13 protein-coding genes, 1 tRNA gene and 1 pseudogene are annotated in these 21,020 nt (G+C 74.5%); 2 read left to right on the top strand and 13 right to left on the bottom strand.

What is annotated here, in order from left to right; all coding sequences use genetic code 11:
* Positions 1 to 149 precede the first annotated feature (149 nt).
* A complete protein-coding gene (locus VR45_RS12705; RefSeq protein WP_045939817.1) occupies positions 150 to 1,298 on the top strand; it encodes a damage-control phosphatase ARMT1 family protein in 1,149 nt (382 codons plus the stop codon).
* A gap of 72 nt (positions 1,299 to 1,370) precedes the next feature.
* Here VR45_RS12705 and VR45_RS12700 read toward each other — a convergent pair.
* From VR45_RS12700 to bldG, 12 genes are all read right to left on the bottom strand, one after another.
* Positions 1,371 to 1,444 (bottom strand) — tRNA-Thr (locus tag VR45_RS12700).
* An 82-nt stretch (positions 1,445 to 1,526) separates the two neighbouring features.
* Positions 1,527 to 2,183: a leucine efflux protein LeuE gene (gene leuE, locus VR45_RS12695; protein WP_045939816.1), complete on the bottom strand. Its 657-nt coding sequence runs from the start codon at positions 2,181 to 2,183 to the stop codon at positions 1,527 to 1,529.
* Positions 2,184 to 2,240: 57 nt separating this feature from the next.
* Positions 2,241 to 3,971: an alpha/beta hydrolase gene (locus VR45_RS12690; protein WP_063772464.1), complete on the bottom strand. Its 1,731-nt coding sequence runs from the start codon at positions 3,969 to 3,971 to the stop codon at positions 2,241 to 2,243.
* 86 nt (positions 3,972 to 4,057) lie between these two features.
* Positions 4,058 to 5,224 carry a hypothetical protein gene (locus tag VR45_RS12685; RefSeq protein ID WP_045939814.1) on the bottom strand — a complete coding sequence of 389 codons (1,167 nt, stop codon included), beginning with the start codon at positions 5,222 to 5,224 and terminating at the stop codon, positions 4,058 to 4,060.
* Positions 5,225 to 5,475: 251 nt separating this feature from the next.
* Entirely contained in the window at positions 5,476 to 6,687 is a 1,212-nt protein-coding gene (locus VR45_RS12680; protein WP_045939813.1) for a DNA polymerase III subunit delta', read from the bottom strand.
* Between the two features lie 252 nt (positions 6,688 to 6,939).
* The gene (gene tmk / locus VR45_RS12675) at positions 6,940 to 10,413 is read right to left on the bottom strand and encodes a dTMP kinase (RefSeq protein WP_045939812.1); all 3,474 of its coding nucleotides are present in this window, start codon (positions 10,411 to 10,413) and stop codon (positions 6,940 to 6,942) included.
* A gap of 170 nt (positions 10,414 to 10,583) precedes the next feature.
* Positions 10,584 to 13,484 carry a type I DNA topoisomerase gene (gene topA / locus VR45_RS12670; RefSeq protein WP_045939811.1) on the bottom strand — a complete coding sequence of 967 codons (2,901 nt, stop codon included), beginning with the start codon at positions 13,482 to 13,484 and terminating at the stop codon, positions 10,584 to 10,586.
* Positions 13,485 to 13,861: 377 nt separating this feature from the next.
* A complete protein-coding gene (locus VR45_RS12665; protein WP_045939810.1) occupies positions 13,862 to 14,302 on the bottom strand; it encodes a DUF3592 domain-containing protein in 441 nt (146 codons plus the stop codon).
* Positions 14,303 to 14,566: 264 nt separating this feature from the next.
* A complete protein-coding gene (locus VR45_RS12660) occupies positions 14,567 to 16,099 on the bottom strand; it encodes a methyltransferase (RefSeq protein WP_045939809.1) in 1,533 nt (510 codons plus the stop codon).
* A gap of 163 nt (positions 16,100 to 16,262) precedes the next feature.
* Positions 16,263 to 16,961 (bottom strand): hypothetical protein, encoded by a 699-nt coding sequence (locus VR45_RS12655; protein WP_045939808.1) that lies wholly within the window; start codon positions 16,959 to 16,961, stop codon positions 16,263 to 16,265.
* Between the two features lie 129 nt (positions 16,962 to 17,090).
* A complete protein-coding gene (locus VR45_RS12650; RefSeq protein ID WP_045939807.1) occupies positions 17,091 to 17,507 on the bottom strand; it encodes an ATP-binding protein in 417 nt (138 codons plus the stop codon).
* 184 nt (positions 17,508 to 17,691) lie between these two features.
* A complete protein-coding gene (gene bldG / locus VR45_RS12645) occupies positions 17,692 to 18,033 on the bottom strand; it encodes an anti-sigma factor antagonist BldG (RefSeq protein WP_030392670.1) in 342 nt (113 codons plus the stop codon).
* A gap of 222 nt (positions 18,034 to 18,255) precedes the next feature.
* Here bldG and VR45_RS12640 point away from each other — a divergent pair, with 222 nt between their 5' ends.
* Positions 18,256 to 20,703 carry a DEAD/DEAH box helicase gene (locus VR45_RS12640; RefSeq protein ID WP_078896466.1) on the top strand — a complete coding sequence of 816 codons (2,448 nt, stop codon included), beginning with the start codon at positions 18,256 to 18,258 and terminating at the stop codon, positions 20,701 to 20,703.
* Between the two features lie 54 nt (positions 20,704 to 20,757).
* On the opposite strand, the pseudogene VR45_RS45560 reads toward VR45_RS12640, so the two are convergent.
* Positions 20,758 to 21,020 (bottom strand): annotated as a pseudogene (locus tag VR45_RS45560) (hypothetical protein); the annotation flags it as partial.

Below are 21,020 nucleotides of genomic sequence, written 5' to 3'. Positions count from 1 at the left end.
CCCCCATGCGCCCCCACGCCGGTTCGTGCGCCCACCTCCCGCGCCCCCACCAACCCCCGGCCCCGGCCCGAAGCCCCACGACCGCCCGATAATGACCTCGGTCGGGGCGACGGCCCGGCCGACCGCCCACGAGAGAGACGAGCGCCCCCGTGCCGACCGCCCCCGTGATCCGCAGCGACGCCCCCGGCTCCTTCGCCTGGGGCGTGTTCCACGAGCGCCACCCGAAGCTCGTCCAACAGGTCCTCGACGCGCTCCCTTACGGCCCCGCCCAGCGGGCGGCGGTCGAGCAGCTGCTCGCGGAGAGCACCACCGGCGTCCTGGAGCCGCTGAACACGGACGCTCCGGACGCTGCGCAGTGGCTGGAGTGGGGCGCGGACCTGTGGGGCAGGCCCTGGGGCGAGGCGCCGTTCCTGTGGGCGGAGAGCTACTTCTACCGCCGGCTGCTCGACGCCATCGGCTACTTCCGGCCCGGCGCCTGGCAGGGCGTCGACCCGTTCGCGCCGTTCAAGCACGCCGAGCTGGCCGGGGCCGCGGTGGACGACGAACTCGCCGCGCTGAGCAAGCTCGACGACCTGCCCGAGACGCGCCGGGCGCAGGCGCTGCTGTCGTCCGCCCTCTGGGGCAACCGCGCGGACCTGAGCTTCCGGATCACCGCGGAAGCCGACGGGCAGACCGCGTCCGACCTGCTCACCGACGACAGCACCACACTCTGGACGCAGCTGGAACGCGCGAGGGGCGGCCGGATCTGCGTCGTCGCGGACAACGCCGGCCGGGAACTACTGCCGGACCTCGTCCTGATCGACCACCTCCTGACCCGCGGCCTCGCCGCGCAGGTCGTCCTCCACGTGAAGCCGCAGCCGTACTACGTGTCGGACGCGACGACCGCCGACGTCCTCGCCTCGGTCGAGCGCCTGCGCACCGCGGAAGTCGGCGGCCGGCTATGGCGAGCGATGACCAACGACGCCCTCGTAGTCCGCACACACCCCTTCTTCTGCGCCCCCCTGCCGTTCCACGACATGCCCGCCGACCTCCGGACCGAATTCACCGGAGCGGTGATGACGATCCTCAAGGGCGACCTCAACTACCGCCGCCTGGTCGGCGACCGCCTCCACCCGCCGACAACCCCCTTCGCCGACAAGACCGGTCACTTCCCGACCCCCGTCGCAGCCCTGCGAACCCTGAAGTCCGACGTGATCGTCGGCCTCGACGCCGACACCATCACCCGGCTCGACAGCAGCGAACCCACATGGCGCACCAACGGCCGCCACGCCGTCATCCAGGTCGCCCCACGCCAGTGACGACGCCTGCCCACACCCCGAGGAAAGGCAAAAGCCCCAGGTCACGGCGAGTGAGTCCTGGGGCTTCTACAGAGCCGCCTGCGGGATTCGAACCCGCGACCTACGCATTACGAGTGCGTTGCTCTGGCCAACTGAGCTAAGGCGGCACCGCTGCCGAAGTCTCGGCAACGCGGGCCAGTCTACACAGGTTCGCGGGTGATCCGTAACGCGGTGGGGAGGGGCCGGGGGTCAGGCGGAGGAGACGGCGAGCTTGGCGGCGAAGCCGGCGAAGAGGGCGGCGACGCTGCCGGTGAGGGCGGCGGAGAGGCGCTTGCGGCGGCGGAAGGCGGTGGCGAGCGAGGTGCCCGCGAAGATCAGCACGGAGAGGTAGAGGACGCTGAAGCTCTGCAGGATCCCGCCGAGGAGGGTGAAGGAGAGCACCGGGCTGCCGTAGGAGGGGTCGACGAACTGGGTGAAGAAGGAGAGCAGGAAGAGGATCGCCTTGGGGTTCAGCAGGCTGATCACCAGGGCGCGGCGGAACGGGCGCTCGGTGGACCCCGGGGCCTCGGTGGTGCCGTCGGCCGCCTCGTCGAGGGCCTGGTGCTCGCGCCACAGGCCGCGGGCTGCACGCAGCATGCCGATGCCTATCCAGAGCAGGTAGGCGGCGCCGCCGAACTTCACCACGGCGAAGACGGCCGGGTTGGCCTTCAGCAGGGAGGCCGCGCCGAGCGAGGTCAGGCTGATGAGAGTGAAGTCGCCGGCGAAGACGCCGGCCGCGGCCCGGTACCCGGTGCGGACGCCCTTGCGGGCGGCGACCGAGAGCACGTAGAGGGAGTTGGGGCCGGGGAGGAGGACGATGACGAGGGCGCCGAGGACGTACGTCGTCAGGTCGTTGACTCCGAGCACGGTGGGCTCCGGGAAGGGCGAGGAGGGGAGGGGGCGCCCATCGTAACGGGCGCTCCCTCACTGCCCACAGGTCTTGCCGTTCTCCGGCGGCTCGCCGCCCAGCAGGAAGCGGTTGACCGCGCCGTCGAGGCAGTTGTCGTGCCGGCCGTACGCGGTGTGGCCGTCGCCGTCGTAGGTCAGCAGCCGTCCGGACTCCAGCTGCCCGGCCAGAGCCTGCGCCCACGCGTAGGGCGTGGCCGGGTCCCGGGTGGTGCCGACGACCACGATCGGGGCGGCTCCGGCGGCCCGGACGGTGTGCGGTGTGCCGGTCGGTCGGACCGGCCAGTAGGTGCAGGTCAGCGCCATCCAGGCCATGTCGCGGCCGAACCTCGGCGAGGTCCGCTCGAAGTCCGGCACCGCGCGGGCGGCGTCGTCCGGGCCGGCGAACGGCGCGGGCAGGTCGAGGCAGTTCACCGCCATGTTGGCGAACATCAGGTTGGGGTACGAGCCGTCCACCTCCCGCCCGTAGTAGGCGTCGGAGAGCTTGAGCAGACCGGTGCCGTCGCCCGCCCTGGCGTCGGCGAGCGCGGTGCGCAGCCGGGGCCAGAGAAAGTCCGCGTACATGGCCTGGATGACGCCGGTGGTCGCCTGCGCCTCGCTGAGCCGGCGGGCGCCGTCGGTGGTCGTCAGCGGGTGGGCGTCGACCGCGGCGAAGAGGGCGGTGAGCTGCTCGCCGGCCTGCTGCTCGGTCCGGCCGAGCGGGCAGTCCTCGCGTTCGGCGCAGTCCCGGGCGAAGGCCGCCCAGGCGGTCTCGAAGCCGCCCGCCTGGGTCCGGTTGCCGGCCAGGGAGTCGAGCGAGGGGTCCATCGCGCCGTCGAGCACCATCCGGCCGGTGCGGCCGGGGAAGAGGCCCGCGTAGGTGGCGCCGAGGAAGGTGCCGTAGGACTTGCCGACGTAGTGGAGCCGTTCCTCGCCGAGCAGCGCGCGCAACACGTCCATGTCGCGCGCGGCCTCGACGGTGCTCAGGTGGCCGAGCCGGTCGCCGGACCGCTGCCGGCAGCCCTCGGCGAACTCCTTGGCGGCGGCCACCAGGGCATCGACCTCGGCCTGGTCGTCGGGGGTGATGTCGGCAGCGGTGTAGGCGTCCATCCGCTCGCCGCCGAGGCAGGTGACGGGCGAACTGCGGCCGACCCCGCGCGGGTCGAGGCCGACCAGGTCGTAGCGGGCGCGGACCCCGGCGTCGTAGCTGCGGGCCACGCCCTCGACGTACTCGACGGCCGAGCCGCCGGGGCCGCCCGGGTTGAGCAGCAGCGAGCCGAGCCGCTCGCCGGGGGCGGCCGGGTCGCCGGCCCCGGCCGGTGCGGCGGCAGGGGCGCGGACGGCGGCCAGGGTGAGGTCGCCGTCGGCGGGGCGGTCGTAGTCCAGCGGCACCCGGAAGGTGGTGCACTCGTAGCCGTCGTCGCAGGGTGTCCAGCCGAGCTGCTGCGCGTAGTAGGGAGCGAGCGCGGGCGGCACGGCGGCGGGCAGCGGCTCCAGCGGCGTGACGGCCGACGCGCCCCCGGCCGCCCCGGCGAGGCCCACCGGGCCGGCGCCGGGCGAAACGGCGCCGGAGGGAGCACCACCGGGCGACGCGCTGCCGGAAGAGGAGGCGGAGGCGGCGGAGGAGGGAGAAGGACCGCCACCGGCCGAGCAACCACCCGCCACCAGACCGGCCACCGCCGCCAGCGCGACCGCAGCCACCACACTCGTACGGCGCCCCCGCGACACCCGAGCCCGCGATGACACGCCCTGCCGTCCGTCGGCCCGCATCTGGGATCCCCTCAGCCGTCCACGCCCGCCGGCAGCCGCGCTGCCACCCGGGGGTACCGGAAGCGTAGTGCCCGCGCCGGGCCTGGTCAGGACGCCTTGCCGAGCGTCTCGCCGAGGTACTGGGCCGCCTGCCGGACCAACCGCAGCCGGATCCGGTCCGCCGAGTAGTCGGTCGCGTTGTCGGAGATCCGCACCTCGGCGCGGGCGGCGGCGCCGGTGCCGCCGCGCAGGGCCGACTGGAGCTTGCGGGCGGCGTCCAGCCCGGCGGTGTCGGCCTTCCCGGCGGCGAGCAGCAGCCTCGGGGTCCCGGCGGCGGGCGCCTCGGCGCCGGTCCGGGCGAGCGCGGCGGGGTCGTACCGGCCGGAGACGGCGGCCGCCGCGCCGTACAGGTCGGGGCGGGCGAGGCCGGCCGCGGCCGCACAGGGCGCGCCGTCCCCGACCCCGAGCGTGCCCCAGCCGGCCGGGCCGGGCGGCAGGGTGCGGAAGGTGGCCGCGATGGTGGTGCGCAGCGCCGCGTCGTCGGCGACGGCCATCGGAGCGGCGGCGACCAGCTCGCAGGGGTGCGCGGTGCCGTTCGGTGCCTCGGGGGCGACCAGGATGAACGGCTTGGACTTGGCGCTCTGCACGGCGGAGGAGAGGCCCTCGAAGACGTCCGGGACCTCGGTGTCCGCGGTCTTCCGGGGGGTGGCGGCGTGCATCACGACGACCGGGAAGCGGGCGTTCGGGTCCTTCGCGTACTGGGCGGGCAGCCAGACCCGGACGTTGCGCGGATGGCCGTCGGGGCCGGGGACGGCCGACTGGAGCAGTTCGCCGCCGCCCGGGTGGCCGACGCTGTCGAACCGGCTGACCACCGGCAGCGGGGAGGGCGTCGGCGTACTGGCCGAGGTGGCGGCGTCGACGGCCTCGACCGGCGGCGCGGCGGGTCGGACGCCGCCCGGCCCCTCGGCCCCGCCGCCGAACCCGTTGCCGGCCCCGCTCCCGTCGAACCGGTCGGCGGCCGAACCGGTCCGCCCGCCGGCCCCGCCGTCGATGTTCCCGAACGCGCCCAGTGCCGTCAGCAGCGTCAGCACGGTGACGCAGATCCCGCAGACCATCGCCCCGGCCGCCCGCACCAGCATCGGCCACTGGTCCCCGCTCAGTTCGTACGTCTCGGCGACCCGTAGGTCCCGCCAGCGCACGAGCGCACCGCGGGCCAACCAGACCCCTCCCCCGGCGACGGCGAGCAGGGGAACGAGCAGAAGCGAACGGACCATGGGACGCACCACCTCGGAGGAGGGCCGGACGGGCGGTCGGGCCCGGCACCGTACGGGACGCGACGGCCCCGGCGGGGCGCAGTCGGCCCCCAGCGTGCAGGGCGAGCGGGACCTCGTACGAGGGTGCGCCCGGCGCGTATCGCTCGTTCACTCGAAAGTGGGACGCGGCACTGGGGGAAGCCGTACCGGCCCCGACCCTCAGCGCCCCGACCCCGACGCACGAGACCGTACCGACCCCGGCCCGGCGGCGGTCAGCCCGCGCGCAGGGCCACCGTCATCGCCTCGACGGCCAGCAGCGGATCGACGTTGCGGTCCAGCGCCACCCGGCAGGCGAGGATCGCCTCGATCCGGCGCAGGGTGGACTCCGGCGGACCGGCCTGGGCGACCCGGTCGAGCGCCTGCCGCTGGTCCTCGTTGGCGAGCGTGCCGGTCGAGCCGAGCTGGATCGCCAGCACGTCCCGGTAGAAGCCGAGCAGGTCCAGCAGGGCGACGCCGAGGGTCTCGCGGCGGGTACGGGTGGCCCGGCTCTTCTGCCGCTTCTCGAGTTCCTTGACCGCGCCGGCCATGCCGCGCGGCGCCTTTCCGCCCTCGGCCGCGCCGTACACGGCCTTGAGGTCGTCGGTCTCCTTGCTGTCCTGGGTGTCGGCGAGCGCCTCGGCGTCGGCCTTGGCGGTGTCGACCAGCCGCTGGGCGGCGGCCAGGCAGCCGCCGATGTCGCCGACCTCCAGCGGGATCCGCAGCACCTCGGTGCGCCGCGACCGGGCCTGGTCGTCGACGGCCAGCCGACGCGAACGCTCGATGTCGCCCTGACCGGCCAACGCGGCCAGCCGGGCGGTGTGCGGATCGACGCCGTCGCGCCGTACCAGCATGTCGGCGACCGCCTCGGCGGCCGGGGTGCGCAGCACCAGCAGCCGGCAGCGGGAGCGGATGGTCGGCAGCACGTCCTGCACGGAGGGGGCGCAGAGCAGCCAGACGGTGCGCGGGGAGGGCTCCTCCACGCCCTTGAGCAGCGCGTTGGCGGCGGCCTCGGTGAGCCGGTGGGCGGCGTCGACCAGGATCACCGACCAGCGGCCGCCGGTGGGGTAGCTGGAGGCGCGCAGCACGAGGTCGCGCATGTCGCCGACGCCGATGGACAGACCGTCGGTGCGGACGTACTTCACGTCGGCGTGGCTGCCCGCGAGAACGGTGTGGCAGCCGTCGCAGAAGCCGCAGCCGGGGGTGCCGCCGAGCGCGAGGTCGGGGCTGGTGCACTGGAGCGCGGCGGCGAAGGCCCGCGCGGCGGTGGTCTGGCCGGCCCCGGGAGGTCCGGTGAACAGCCACGCGTGCGTCATCAGCGAGGCGTTCGCGCCGGACACCGGCTCGGTGCCCCGCCCGGCGCCGACGATCGCCCCGGCCGCCCGGGCGGCGCCGGTCAGCTGCTCGACCACCCGCTCCTGGCCCACCAGGTCGTCCCAGACGGCCACTGCTGCTCCCACGCTCGGTACGGACCTGCCGCCCCGCCCACAGCGGCGACGGCGGGAGCCGGAGGCCGCCGGACGGACCCGCCCGGCCTTCGTCTCCCGCTTCCCGCCGTCGAGCATACGTTCCCGGTACATACGTGCCCGGTACGACGTCGCCCGGTGCCTCCGGACCCGCCCCACCGGCACCGGCACCGGGGCTACCGGCACCGGGCCGGGCCTACCTCGTTCCGGCTGTTCCCACCCTGTTCCGGCCGGTCAGCTCCGACGGCCCCAGCGCCGGCCCTTGCCCTTGCCGTCGTCCTGGCCACCGTCGCGCCGCCCGTCACCGGTGCCCGGACCGGCCTGGCCTGCCTGGCCCGTCGGAGCGGACTGACCGCCCTGGCCCCAGCTGGACCACTCCTCGCGGGTGCCGAGCAGGGTGTCGGTGAGACTCGGCAGGTCGTCGAGCGGGGTCTCCTCCGCCCAGTCCGGCCGGGGCCTCGCTTCGGCGGCGGGCGGCTGCTGCGGGTCGACCACCGGCAGCTCGCGGGTGCTGTCCACCGGACGGTCGGCCGACGCCGGACGGGGTCCGCTGCCCGGTCGGGCATCCCGCCAAAGGCCCGGCGGAACCTCGCCCGACGGCACCTGTCCCGACGGCACCGGTCCTGACGGAACCTGCCCCGACGGCAGCTGTCCCCCGGGACGCCCCGGCTCGATCCTCGGCAGCACCGCGGTCCGGTCGGCCTCGTCCGCCGGGATCCGCGGCAGCACGGCCGTCTCGTCCGCCGGGATCCGCGGCAGCACCGTCGTCTCGTCCGCCGGAACGACCGGCAGCACCGCGGTCTCCGCGACATCCGCCGCCTCGCCGGACCGCCCGACGGCGCCCCCGCCCAGCACCGGAAGCTCCCTGGTCGAATCGCTGCCGTCCCGCCGGTCCGACGGCCCGGAGTCCTTCACGACCCGCAGCTCGGTGGTCACCGCGTCGTCCGGGCCCGCCCCGGCGGCACCCGGAACGTCCCCGCCCCGGCCCGTGCGCTCCGCACGCTCCGCCGCCTCGGCGGCCGCCGCAGCGGCAGCGGCCAGCGCGGCCGCCTGGGCCAGCCGGGCCTCCTCGGCCCGCTGCAGCGCCTCCTCCGCCCGGCGCCGCTGCTCCTCCCGGGCCAGCTCGCGCTGACGCTGGAGCTCCGCCCGGGCGGCCGCCTCCTCGGCGAGCCGCTTGCGCTCGGCCTCCTCGACGGCCCGGCGCGCCTCTTCCTCGGCCCGCCGCTTCGCCTCTTCCTCGGCCCGCTTGCGAGCCTCCTCCTCCGCCCGGAGGCGGGCTTCCTCGGCGGCCTTGCGCGCGGCCTCGGCGGCGACCCGCTCGGCCTCCTCCTTGGCCAGCCGCTCCTTCTCCGCCTGCTCGGCCCGGAGCTGTGCCAGCACCTCCTGGCGCTTCCGCTCGGCGGCCTCCTCCTCGGCGCGCTTGCGGGCCTCCTCCTCGGCCCGGCGCCGGGCCTCCTCGGCGGCCTTGCGCTCCTGCTCGGCGCGGGCGGCCTTCTCCTGCTCGGAGAGCGGCAGCTCGCGGTCGAGCCGGTGGCGGATGGAGGTGGTGACCAGGCCGGGGGCCTGGCTGCCGTCGACGACCAGGTAGCGCGCCGGGTCGGCGGCGGCGAGCGCCAGGAAGCCGGAGCGCACCCGCTGGTGGAACTCGGTCGGCTCGGACTCCAGTCGGTCCAGCGCCTCGGTGAACCGCTCCCGGGCCCGGGTCGGGTCGACGTCCAGGACGACAGTCAGGTCGGGCATCAGCCCGCCGGTCGCCCAGCGGGAGATCCGGGCCACCTCGGTGGCGGCCAGGTCGCGGCCCGCGCCCTGGTAGGCGATCGAGGAGTCCATGTACCGGTCGGTGATGACCACCGCGCCGCGGGCCAGCGCCGGGCGGATCACGTTCTCGACGTGCTCGGCCCGGTCGGCCGCGTAGATCAGCGCCTCGGCGCGGTGCGAGAGGCCGGTGTTGCCCACGTCCAGGACGAGGCTGCGCAGCCGCTGCCCGATCGGGCTGCCGCCGGGCTCACGGGTGAGCACGACCTCGTGGCCCTTGCCCCGGATCCACTCGGCGAGCGCCTGGGCCTGGGTGGACTTGCCGGCGCCGTCGCCGCCCTCCAGCGCGATGAAGAAGCCGGTGCCCGCCCGGTGCGGGGCCGGACCGGTGGCGCCGCGCACCGAGTCGACCAGGTCCCGGCCGAACGGCACGGTGCCGCGCCGGTCGTCGGTGCGCAGCAGCACGACGGCGGCCAGGACGAGGGTGAGCACTCCGGCGGTGCCGACGGCCAGGGCCGCGCCGCCGTGGATGAAGGTGAACGAGCCGGGCTCGACGGCGCCGTACTGGACGTCCCCGTAGGCGGCGGCGATCAGCGGCAGGCCGACCAGCGCGGTGCCGACCACGACCCGCAGCACCGCGTAGAGGTGCTCGGTGACCTTGGGCAGCCGGGCCTCCTCGACCTCCAGGGCGAGCAGGCTGCGGCCGGTGGAGATCACCACGCCGGCGGCCAGCGCGGCCAGGACGGTGAGCAGCAGCAGGAGCACGAAGTCCAGCACCAGGCCGGCCAGGACCAGCGCGATGCCCTCGGTGAGCAGCGCCAGGGCGAGCAGTCGGCGGCGGGAGAGCGTGGGCAGCACGGCCCGGGTGATCCGGATGCCCAGCGCGGGGACACCGGTCGCGGCCAGCACCAGCAGGCCGTAGCCGATCGGCCCGGCGCGGTGCTCGACGGCGGTCAGCAGGGCCAGCGCGGCGACGCCGGCCATCGTCGCGTACCCGGCGGAGACCGCGAAGGTGAAGTACGGGGCGGCGCCGGTGCGGCCCTTGGCCAGGGCGGGGCCGGGGGTGGCGTCGGTCGGGGCGCGCAGCCCCCGCAGCGGCGAGGACGGCGGCACCCGGACGGGACCGCCGGGCAGCTCCTGGACGTACACCCGGGCGGCCGAGACGGCGAACAGGGCGGCCGCGCCCAGGGCGGCGAAGGTGGTCTGGTGGGCGCGCAGCCAGTCCGAGCCGATCGCCGCGAAGACGTTGTTCAGCAGGGTGAGCACGACGAGCGCGCCGGCACCGAGCGGCAGCGCGGCCCACCCGGTGCGGTGGTCCAGGGTCCGGACGGTGGCCAGGTTGGCGGCGGACGGCCGCCGCTCGCCGGGCGGGGCGTAAGGATCGACGGGCGGCAGCAGGGCCGGGACGGCGGCGGCCTTGGCGATCGCCCAGACCCGCTCGGCGGCGCCGGTCAGGAACACGGTGGCGAGCAGCGCCCAGGTCGCGGCGCCGGAGGGCTCGGTGCCGGAGCCCAGCCAGACGATCCACCACGGGGCGACGCCGATCAGCACGACCCGCAGCACATCGGCGCCGAACAGCGTCCAGCGCCGGTCGAGCTTGCCGGTGAGCAGCCCGTGCACCGGACCGAGCAGCGCGGCGCCGACCAGCCCGGTGGCGGCCAACCGGGTGGCGAGGACGGCGGCGACCGCGAAGGCGAGGCTGCGCGGCAGGTCGCCGAACTGCCGGCCGAGCACGGCGGCGACCACGGTGAGCATCAGCAGCACCAGCAGGCCGAGCCGGTCCGCGGTGCCGCCGATCAGCTGGGTGGTCCACAGGCGCCGGTAGGGGCGCAGCCGCAGCAGCGCCCGGATCCGCTCGCCGGCGGTCCCGGCAGGCGCGACCTCGGGCAGGTCCGGCGTACCGCCCGGTCCGGCCGCCGCGGCGCTGGGGGTGGGCTGCTCCTCGCTCGTCATACGGTCAGCGTAGCGGTCGGGGCATGGCGCAAAAGAGGGGAGCACGGCTCCGGACGGGCGCCGCCACCGGGTTGTGACAGACCGCGTACGCCCCTGTCACGCCCCGCCCGCGAACGGGACGGGCCCGCGCCGCCGGAGCGGACGCGGGCCCGGGTGCCACCGACCGGGGATCAGCCCTCGTCGGTGGCGGTGGACTTGCTCGCGGCGGTGCTGCTCGCCGCAGTCTTGGTGGCCGCCGTCTTGGCCGCCGCCGTCTTGGTGGCGGCCTTCTTCACGGTGGTGGTCTTCTTCGCCGCCGTCTTGGCCGCCGTCGTGGTCTTCTTGGCCGCGGTCTTCGTCGCGGTCTTCTTGGCCGCGGCCTTCTTCGCCGGAGCCTTCTTCGCCGTCTTCTTCACCGGCCCGCGCGCCCGCTTCTCGGCGAGCAGCTCGTAGCCGCGCTCGGGCGTGATGGTCTCGACCTCGTCGTCCTTGCGGAGCGTCGCATTGGTCTCGCCGTCGGTCACGTACGGGCCGAACCGGCCGTCCTTGACCACCACCGGACGCTCGCTGACCGGGTCGGTGCCCAGCTCCTTGAGCGGCGGCGCGGCGGCGGCCCGGCCGCGTTGCTTGGGCTGGGCGTAGATCGCCAGCGCCTCCTCCAGCGTGACCGTGAACAGCTGCTCCTCGTCGGTGAGCGAACGGGAGTCGGTGCCGCGCTTGAGGTACGGGCCGTAGCGGCCGTTCTGCGCGGTGATCTCCACGCCCTCCTGGTCGACGCCGACCACGCGCGGCAGCGAGAGCAGCTTCAGCGCCTCGTCCAGGGTGACGGTGTCCGGCGACATCGTCTTGAACAGCGAGGCGGTCCGCGGCTTGACCGCGTTCTTGCCGGTCTTGGGGGTGCCCTCGGGCAGGATCTCGGTGACGTACGGGCCGTAGCGGCCGTCCTTGGCGACCAGCATGTTGCCGGAAACCGGGTCCGGGCCGAGCTCGAAGTCGCCGCTGGGCCTGGCCAGCAGCTCCTCGGCGAGCTCGACGGTCAGCTCGTCCGGCGGCAGCTCGTCCGGGATGTCGGCGCGCTGGCCGGGCTCGCCCTCGACCTCGGAGGCACGCTCCACGTAGGGGCCGTAGCGGCCGACCCGCAGGGTGATGCCGTCGCTGATCCGGAACGAGCTGATCTCCCGGGCGTCGATCGCGCCGAGGTCGGTGACCAGTTCCTTCAGACCGCCGAGGTGGTCGCCGTCGCCGTTGCCGGCCTCGGCGGCGCCGCCCGCGATCAGGCCCTCGCCGGCGCCCTCGCCGAAGTAGAAGCGCTTCAGCCACGGCACGGACTTCGCCTCACCGGCGGCGATCCGGTCGAGGTCGTCCTCCATCCTCGCGGTGAAGTCGTAGTCGACCAGCCGGCCGAAGTGCTTCTCCAGCAGGTTGACCACGGCGAAGGAGAGGAACGACGGCACCAGCGCCGTCCCCTTCTTGAAGACGTACCGACGGCCGATGATGGTGTCGATGATCGAGGCGTAGGTGGAGGGACGGCCGATCTCCCGGTCCTCCAGCTCCTTGACCAGCGAGGCCTCGGTGTAGCGGGCCGGGGGCTTGGTCGCGTGGCCCTCGGCGGTGAGCTGCTCGGCGGCCAGCGGGTCGCCCTCGGTGACCTGCGGCAGCCGGCGCTCGCGGTCGTCCAGCTCGGCGTTCGGGTCGTCGGCGCCCTCGACGTAGGCCTTGAGGAAGCCGTGGAAGGTGATGATCTTGCCGGAGGCGGAGAACTCGGCGTCCCGGCCGTCGGCGGCCCGGCCGCCCACCTTCACGGTGACCGACTGGCCGACCGCGTCCTTCATCTGGGAGGCGACGGTGCGCATCCAGATCAGCTCGTACAGCCTGAAGTCGTCGCCGGCCAGGCCGGTCTCGGCCGGGGTGCGGAAGCGGTCGCCGGACGGGCGGACGGCCTCGTGCGCCTCCTGGGCGTTCTTCACCTTGGAGGCGTAGGTGCGGGGCGCGTCCGGCAGGTAGTCGGCGCCGTACAGCTGGGTGACCTGCGTCCGGGCGGCGTTGATCGCGGTCTCCGACAGCGTGGTGGAGTCGGTACGCATGTAGGTGATGAAGCCGTTCTCGTACAGCTTCTGGGCCACCTGCATGGTCCGCTTGGCACCGAAGCCCAGCTTGCGGCTGGCCTCCTGCTGGAGCGTGGTGGTGCGGAACGGCGCGTACGGCGAGCGGCGGTACGGCTTGGACTCGACGCCGCGCACCGAGAACGCGGTCTGCTCCAGGGCGGCGGCCAGCGCGCGGGCGGCCTGCTCGTCCAGGTGCAGGGTGTTGGCGCTGCCCGCCTTGAGCCGGCCGTCCTGGCCGAAGTCGCGGCCGCTGGCGATCCGCTTGCCGTCGACGGAGGACAGCCGGGCACCGAAGTTCTCCGGGTTGGCGGCGTCGGCCGCGGTGCGGCCGGTGCCGAAGGTGCCGACCAGGTCCCAGTACGAGGCCGAGCGGAACGCGATCCGCTCCCGCTCGCGCTCGACGACCAGCCGGGTCGCCACGGACTGCACGCGGCCCGCCGACAGCTTCGGCATGACCTTCTTCCAGAGCACCGGCGAGACCTCGAAGCCGTACAGGCGGTCGAGGATGCGGCGGGTCTCCTGGGCGTCGACCAGACGCTGGTTCAGCTCGCGCGGGTTGGCCACGGCCTCCTGGATGGCGGCCTTGGTGATCTCGTGGAACACCATCCGGTGCACCGGCACCTTGGGCTTGAGCACCTGCTGGAGGTGCCACGCGATGGCCTCGCCCTCGCGGTCCTCATCGGTGGCGAGGAAGAGTTCGTCGGACTCCGCGAGGAGCGACTTCAACTTGCTGACCTGGGACTTCTTGTCCGCGTTCACCACGTAGATCGGGGCGAAGTCGTGGTCGACGTCCACCCCGAGGCGGCGCACCTCGCCGGTGTACTTGTCCGGGACCTCGGCGGCCGTGCTCGGGAGGTCGCGAATGTGCCCGACGCTCGCCTCGACGATGTAGCCGGGGCCAAGGTAGCCCTTGATCGTCTTCGCCTTGGCCGGCGACTCGACAATGACGAGTCGCTGTCCGTGCGCGGTCTCGCTGCTCGGGGACACCTTCGCTCTTCTCTCCCGGTCGTTATGTGAGCTGGTCGGCGCTGGCAGCACGGGCTGCGCTCCGCCCGACCCCTCCACCGACCCGGGGCTGCCGCTGTACGACGACCCCACCAGCGGAGTGTGACCGTACCCCGGCCACCCTTGTCAAACGGACGGTTCCCGCGATTTCACCGGCAAGGCCGACCGACGCCACTCGAACGGTAACCCGACGACGACGGATCGCGCCCTGCGGAGGGGGGCTTCGGCGGGTTTCGAAGGATGGAATGACGGATTTCAAAATCTGTCAACGGAATACGGGTGCGCCCGGGCGCCGTGGATGGTAGACGGCAGCGACCGGGCCTCGGTCGCGCGTCGGTCGCGCCTCGGGGGCCGGGCGGCTAGGCCGCGGCGAGGAGCAGGACGGCTCCGGCGGCCAGGCAGCCGAGGCCGAGCGCCGTCCACAGCAGGTCCGCGACCAGCGGCCGGGGACCGGCCTCCTCCGCCGCCAGCACCGCGTGGCCGGGGCGGTACGGATCGTAGGCGATACGTACCGAACCGCCCGGTACCAGGTGGGCCGGGCGGCGCAGCGGGGTGTGGCCCCGGGGCCGGGTCAGCACCAGCTCACCGGCCTCGACGCCCGGCGCGCCCCCGGTCCGGCCGGCCGGGACCGGGCGGGTGGCGAAGGAGAGCAGGGGCGCGCTGTCGAGCGCCCCGTGGACGTCGGACTCGGGGACCACGGTGGCGACGGCCGGCAGTCCCCGGCGCCGGATCCGGTGGCGCAAGCGCGCTTCGGCGGCGCACCAGAGCAGGAGTGCGCCGCCGAAGAGGGCGAGTATCACGCCACCCGCCGTCGCCGTCGTCGTTTCCACCCCGGCCGCCCCCAGTCCTGTCCACAGCCTGTGGACAGAGCCTCACAGTCCTGGACCAACAAGGGGGAGATGTTCGGCGACCGCCCGGCGAACCAGGGGAAACAGTGGGGTGAACCGGGTGCCGTCGGCGAACGCCGAGGCCCGGGCGTCGGGGTATGCCGACGCCCGGGCCCGGGCGCGTCCCGTCCGTCCCCGTCCGTCGCGTCCGTCCCGTCCCGTCCTGAGTGCCCGCGGTCAGGACGCGGGCTGGATGAACCCCTGCTCGGTGAGCAGCCGCAGCGACTCCGGCACCCGGTCGCGCAGCACCACCCGGTCCTCGCCCAGCAGTTGCGCGATCGCGTCGACGATCTCGCCCGCCGACAGCGTCCCGTCGCACACCCCGACGAAGCCCGCGCCCACCGTGTCCACCTTGGTGGCACGCCGCATCCCGCGGTTGTGGCGCAGCACCACGTGCTCCGGGTCCTCCGCCCCCGGGGCGCCCACCTGCTCCTGGACCACCTCGTCGGCCAGCACGTACCGCGCCGCCAGCAGGCCCGCGTCGTCGTGGGTGCGCAGGAAGTCCTGCCGGTCGAACCACTCCTCGATGTGCGGGCCGAGCGGCTGCTCGACCGGGTGCGGCCACTCCTCCACCCGGACGGTCGGACGCTCGGCGCCACCCGCACGCAGGGTGATCCAGCCAAATCCGATGCCCTCGACCCGGCCGGCCTCGAAGGCGTCCAGCCACTCCCCGTACCGGGCCTGGTAGTCGCCGCCGGCACCGCGGTGGTCACCGCCATCGCGCAGCCACAGCTCCGCGTACTGGGCCACGTCCTGCACCTCGCGCTGGACGATCCAGGCGTCCAGCCCGGTCCCGGCCACCCAGCCGGCCAGCCGGTCCTGCCAGTCCTCGCCCTTGACGTGCTGCCAGTTGGCCAGCAGCTGGCAGTACCCGCCCGGCTCCAGGTGGTCGGCGGCCGAGCGGACCAGGCTGCGGCACAGGTCGTCGCCGGCCATCCCGCCGTCCCGGTAGGTGAACCGCCCACCCGGCGAGATCACGAACGGCGGATTGGAGACGATCAGGTCGAACCGCCGCTCCCCCACCGGCTCGAAGAGGCTGCCGGCGACGGTCTCCGTATTGTCGAAACCGGACAGCGCCAGGGTCAGCTCGGTGAAGCGCAGCGCCCGCTCGTTGAGGTCGGTGGCGGTCACCCGCTGGGCGTGCCGGGCGGCGTGCAGTGCCTGCACGCCCGAGCCGGAACCGAGGTCCAGCACCGAGCGGACCGGCCGGCGCACCGTGATGTTGGCCAGCGTGGTGGACGCGCCGCCCACCCCGAGCACGAGGTCCTTGCGGGCCACGCCGTGCGCGGTCTCCCCGGAGCCGATCCCGCCCGCACCGCCGACCGCACAGCCCAGGTCGGAGACCACCCAGGCGTCCGAACTCGGCAGCCCGGACACCTCGTTCGCATAGGGCCGGACGTCCACGGTGGCGCGCACCGAGTCACCGTCCGGGCGCAGCCAGCCGTCGGCCAGGCAGTCCTCCACCGGCAGCGCGGCGGCGGCCGCCCGGTAGGGCACGGGCTGCTGCAGCAGGAAGAGCCGCACCAGCGTCTCCAGCGGGCTGCCACCACGGGTCGCCCGCAACGCGGGCACCGCCTCGCTGCGGGCCAGCGCCGCGTACCCGGTGGGCCCGAGCAGGTCCAGGCAGCCGTCGGCGGTGTACGAGGCGGCGAGCAGCGCCTCGCGCAGTTTGGCGAGGCGGGTCGGGTCGAGAACGGGGCTACTGATCACCCCGCCATTGTCCCCCGCCCGCCCGGCTGTCCCGTCCCCAACACCTACTCCCCCAACACCGCACCCCCAGCACCACCGCCCCCTCGGCCGATGGCCGAGGGGGCGGTCGGGCGGGCCCGTCGGGACCGGACGGTCGCGCAGGAGCCGGTGGGTCGAAGCGGGATCAGCTCGCCGAGGCGGTGGGCGCCGGAGTCGACGGCGCCTGGGTACCGGGCGCATCGGTCGCCGCCGGGCTCGCACCGCCCGCCGTCCCGTCCGCGGGTGCGCCCGTGGCCCCGTCCGATGCTCCGCCGGTCGCCGGGGACGTCGGAGCGGCCGCGGCCGAACCCGGCTTGCACCCCTCCTGCTTGGCCATCGCCGAACCCAGGTCACCGCGCTGGAGCTTGCCCTGCGCCTGGGTGGAGAGCGAGGCCAGCTGCTGCACCTGGTCGGCCACACTCCGCAGCCCGTCGGCGAACTTCGCCTGGTCGGCGTTGGGGAGCGCGTCCAGCTTCTTCTGGACCTCCAGGTAGCCGTCGGCCGCCTTGGTGAGCTCGGTGACGGTGTCCTTCTGCAGGCTCGCGCCGTCGTCGACCTTGGGCGCACCGGCGCCGTCGATGGCGGCGGCGATGTCCTGGTTGGTCTTCGCCAGTCGGCCGATGTCCGCCGAGAGGCGCTTCTGGAGGTCGGCCGGGGCCTCGCCGGTCTTCACCTGGCCGGTGTCCGCCAGAGCGGTCTGCGCCTGGGCGATCGGGTCCTTGGCCGCGCCGCACACGTTCGCCGCCCAGGACTCCAACTGCTTGCTGTTGTCGTCGCCGCAGCCGACGGCGCCGAACGCGAGCAGCGCCCCGAGCGCGGGTACGGCCAGCAGTCGCTTGTTCACCGGGAGAGCCCTTTCGGTTTCGGTCGTCGAACTGCGAACCTACACGGCCGCCGCTCGACCCCCGATTCCCGTTCGGACCCGCTCCGCTCCGGTCCGCTCACCCGTCCGCCGGGCACCCGCCCGTCGCGCTCAGACGGCGAGCGCGTCCGCCGAGACCGGCCAGCTCATCCGGATCAGACCGCCGCCGGCGCCGCTGGTGACCTCCAGGTCCTCGACCAGGCCGGTGAGCACAGCGAGGCCCAGGGTGTCCTCGTCCGGGTCGCCGCCGTCCGCCGCGGTGGTCGGGACGGTGTCGAGGCCCGCTTCGTCCTCGACCTCGATGAGGAAACGCTTCTCCTGGTCGACCAGTGCGACGCGGACCGCGCCGGTCACGCCACCGCGACGGTGCAGGCCGACCGCGCGCGAGCACGCCTCGCCGACGGCGAGGCGCACCTCGTCGAGCACCGACTCGTCGACCCCCGCCCGTCTGGCCACTGCCGCGGCCACCAACCGGGCCGTCCGCACGTGCTCGGGAAGCGCGCTGAATCGAAGTTCGACGGTTGCCATCTCTTCCCCCTCGGGGTGTTCCGACCGAGGCCGGACATACGGCCCCGGTCGCTGCGGGCCGACAACAGCCGACCCGGGGACGACCGGACGGACCGGGGCCACGCGGCCCCGGCGCCCGGACGCATGAGGATCGGACGGGCCGGTCACGGAGGACCGGCCCGGTCCGGTCGATCGGGTCGACTGATCAGTCGGTCGCCTGGACCGCGTCCTCGACCGAGGTGTGGATCGGGAACACCTTGGTCAGACCGGTGATCCGGAAGATCTTCAGAATGCGCTCCTGGTTGCACACCAGGCGCAGCGAGCCCTCGTGGGCACGCACCCGCTTCAGCCCGCCCACCAGCACACCGAGGCCGGTGGAGTCCAGGAAGTCCACGCCCTCCATGTCGACGACGAGGTGGTAGCTGCCGTCGTTGACGAGCTCGACCAGCTGCTCGCGCAGCTTGGGGGCGGTGTACACATCGATCTCGCCGCCAACCTCGACGACCGTGCGGTCGCCGACTGTACGGGTCGACAGGGACAGGTCCACGGAACCTCCAGCACCTTGCCTTGCTACGTCATTGCGATCCTCGGCCGGACGGCCGTCACCGCATGGTCGCGAACCCCGGGCACACCCAGCGAATGCGTGGCAAGCCTCGGCGCTGCGACCCCCGGCCGTACGGCCGTCACGGCCACATTCAACCACCTGCGACCATGACCGCACGATGGCTTAGGACGATTCTCCGTCACGCCGGTGACACACTGGGTCCTCATGCCGCCGCGTCACAGCCTGCCCGAGGCACTCCTCATGACCCTGTCCACCGCCCGGGGGCGGGCGGACCGGCTCACCCATACGGAGCACCTTCCCGCCCGGCCCGCCCGTTATGCGCCGTGGCCCGACTGGATCCGGCCCGAGATCGCCTCGGCCGCCCAGGACATGGGAGTCCGGCAGCCCTGGGCCCACCAGGCGGAGGCAATGAATCTGGCCAAATCCGGTCAATCTGTGGTGATCGCCACAGGAACCGCCTCGGGCAAGTCGCTCGGCTACCTGGCGCCGGTGCTGTCCGACCTGCTGGACGGCACCGAGGCACGCAACGGCCGGGGCGCGACCGCGCTCTACCTCGCCCCCACCAAGGCACTCGCCGCCGACCAGCGCCGCCGGGCCGCGGAACTCGCCCCGCCCCGCGTCCGGGCCGCCCTCTACGACGGCGACACCCCGCCCGAGGAACGCGAGTGGGTCCGCCAGTACGCCTCCTACGTCCTCACCAATCCGGACATGCTGCACCGGGGCATCCTGCCCGCGCACGCCCGCTGGTCCTCCTTCCTCAAGACGCTTCGCTACGTCGTGATCGACGAGTGCCACAGCTACCGCGGCGTGTTCGGCTCGCACGTGGCCCAGGTGCTGCGCCGGCTGCGGCGGATCTGTGCCCGCTACGGCTCCTCTCCCGTCTTCCTGCTCGCCTCCGCCACCACCGCCGACCCGGCCGTCACCGCCCGCCGGCTGACCGGCCTGCCCGCCGCCGCGGTCACCGACGACGCCTCCCCGCGCGGCCCGATGGTCTTCGGGCTGTGGGAACCGCCCCTCACCGAGAACGTCGGCGAGCAGGGTGCGCCGGTCCGCCGGACCGCCACCGCCGAGGCCGCCCACCTGCTCACCGACCTGGTCGAGCGGGAGACCCGCACCGTTGTCTTCGTCCGCTCCCGGCGGGCCGCCGAACTCGTCGCGCTCCAGGCCCAGGACCAGCTGGGCCGCCCGCTCGCCGACCGGGTCGCCGCCTACCGCGGCGGCTACCTCGCCGACGAGCGCCGGACCCTGGAGCGCGACCTGCACTCCGGCCGGCTGCTCGGCCTCGCCTCCACCTCCGCCCTCGAACTCGGGGTCGACATCTCCGGCCTGGACGCCGTCCTGATGGCCGGATACCCGGGCACCCGGGCCTCGCTCTGGCAGCAGGCCGGCCGGGCCGGACGGGAGGCCCAGGGCGCGCTCGCCGTCCTGATCGCCCGGGACGACCCGCTGGACACCTATCTGGTGCACCACCCGGAGGCGCTGTTCGCCACCCCGGTCGAGGCCACCGTGCTCGACCCGGACAACCCGCACGTACTCGCCCCGCACCTGTGCGCCGCCGCCGCCGAGCTGCCGCTCACCGACAGCGACCTGGAGCTGTTCGGCCCCTCGGCCGCTCCGCTGCTCCCGGTCCTGGAGCGCCGCGGGCTGCTCCGCCGGCGCGGCGAGGCCTGGTACTGGACCCGCCGCGAGCGGGCCGCCGACGCCGTCGACCTGCGAGGCAGCGGCGGCAGCCCGGTGCAGATCGTCGAGGCGCCGACCGGCCGACTGCTCGGCACCGTGGACGCCTCCGCCGCCCACACCACCGTGCACACCGGGGCCGTCCACCTCCACCGGGGCCGTACCTACCTCGTCCGGGACTTCGACCTGGAGAACTCGGTCGCCCTGGTCGAGCCCGCCGACCCGCCCTACACGACCTCCGCCAGGGACATCACCTCCATCTCCGTCCTCTCCACCGACACCACCGTCGACTGGGGCGAGGGCCGGCTCTGCTTCGGTTCGGTGGAGGTGGTCAACCAGGTGGTCGGCTACCTCCGCAAGCGGATCTCCACCGGGGAGATCATGGGCGAGAGCAAGCTCGACCTGCCGCCCCGCACCCTGCGCACCCGGGCCGTCTGGTGGTCCGTCACCGAGGAGCAGCTGATCGACGCGGACATCCCGCCCGACCAACTGCCCGGCGCCGCCCATGCCGCCGAGCACGCCTCGATCGGCCTGCTCCCGCTCTTCGCCACCTGCGACCGCTGGGACATCGGCGGTGTCTCGGTGCCGCTGCACCCCGACACCGGGCTGCCCACCGTGTTCGTCTACGACGGCCACCCCGGTGGGGCCGGCTTCGCCGAACGCGGCTTCCGACGGGCCGTGCAGTGGCTGACCGCCACCCGGGAGGCGATCGCCGCCTGCGAGTGCGAACGCGGCTGCCCGTCCTGCGTCCAGTCGCCCAAGTGCGGCAACGGGAACGACCCGCTCGACAAGGCAGCCGCCGTCCGGCTGCTGGACATCCTGCTCGCCGGCGCTCCCGGTGCGGCGGCGGACGCGGCGGGGGACGCGGAGGTGGCGGAGGTGGACCCGAAAACCGCTGGAACGGCCGAGGCAGCCGAGGAGGCCGAGGCGGCCGGCGGATCCACCGACCGGCCGGAAGACCGACCGGCCGACTGACCGGCCGATCGACCCACCGCGACCGGTCCGACGGGCGGGCACCCGCCCGGGGGCTCACGGGCCGCCTCCGGCCGGACCGGCCTCGCCCAGGGCAACCCGCGCATCCTCGTCCGTCGGCGGGACCGCGGCCCGAAGCGGTCCGGCGCGGGCCCGGGCCCGCGCCGGACCGACCGGCAGCCGCACCGGCAGCCCCGTGACCGGCACCTCCGCCACCACCTCCACGGCGTCCGCCGGGAGGTCGGTCGCGCAGGAGACCACGGCGGCCGCCTGCGCCGCCGCCACGGCCCTCGCCCGGGCGCAGCCTCCGTCCGCGTCCA

Origin of the sequence: Streptomyces sp. NRRL S-495 (assembly GCF_000966955.1) — a bacterium.
Classification (GTDB): Bacteria; Actinomycetota; Actinomycetes; order Streptomycetales; family Streptomycetaceae; genus Kitasatospora; species Kitasatospora purpeofusca.
The sequence above is the reverse complement of the archived record's forward strand: the minus strand, read 5'-3'. Positions and strand labels throughout refer to the sequence as shown.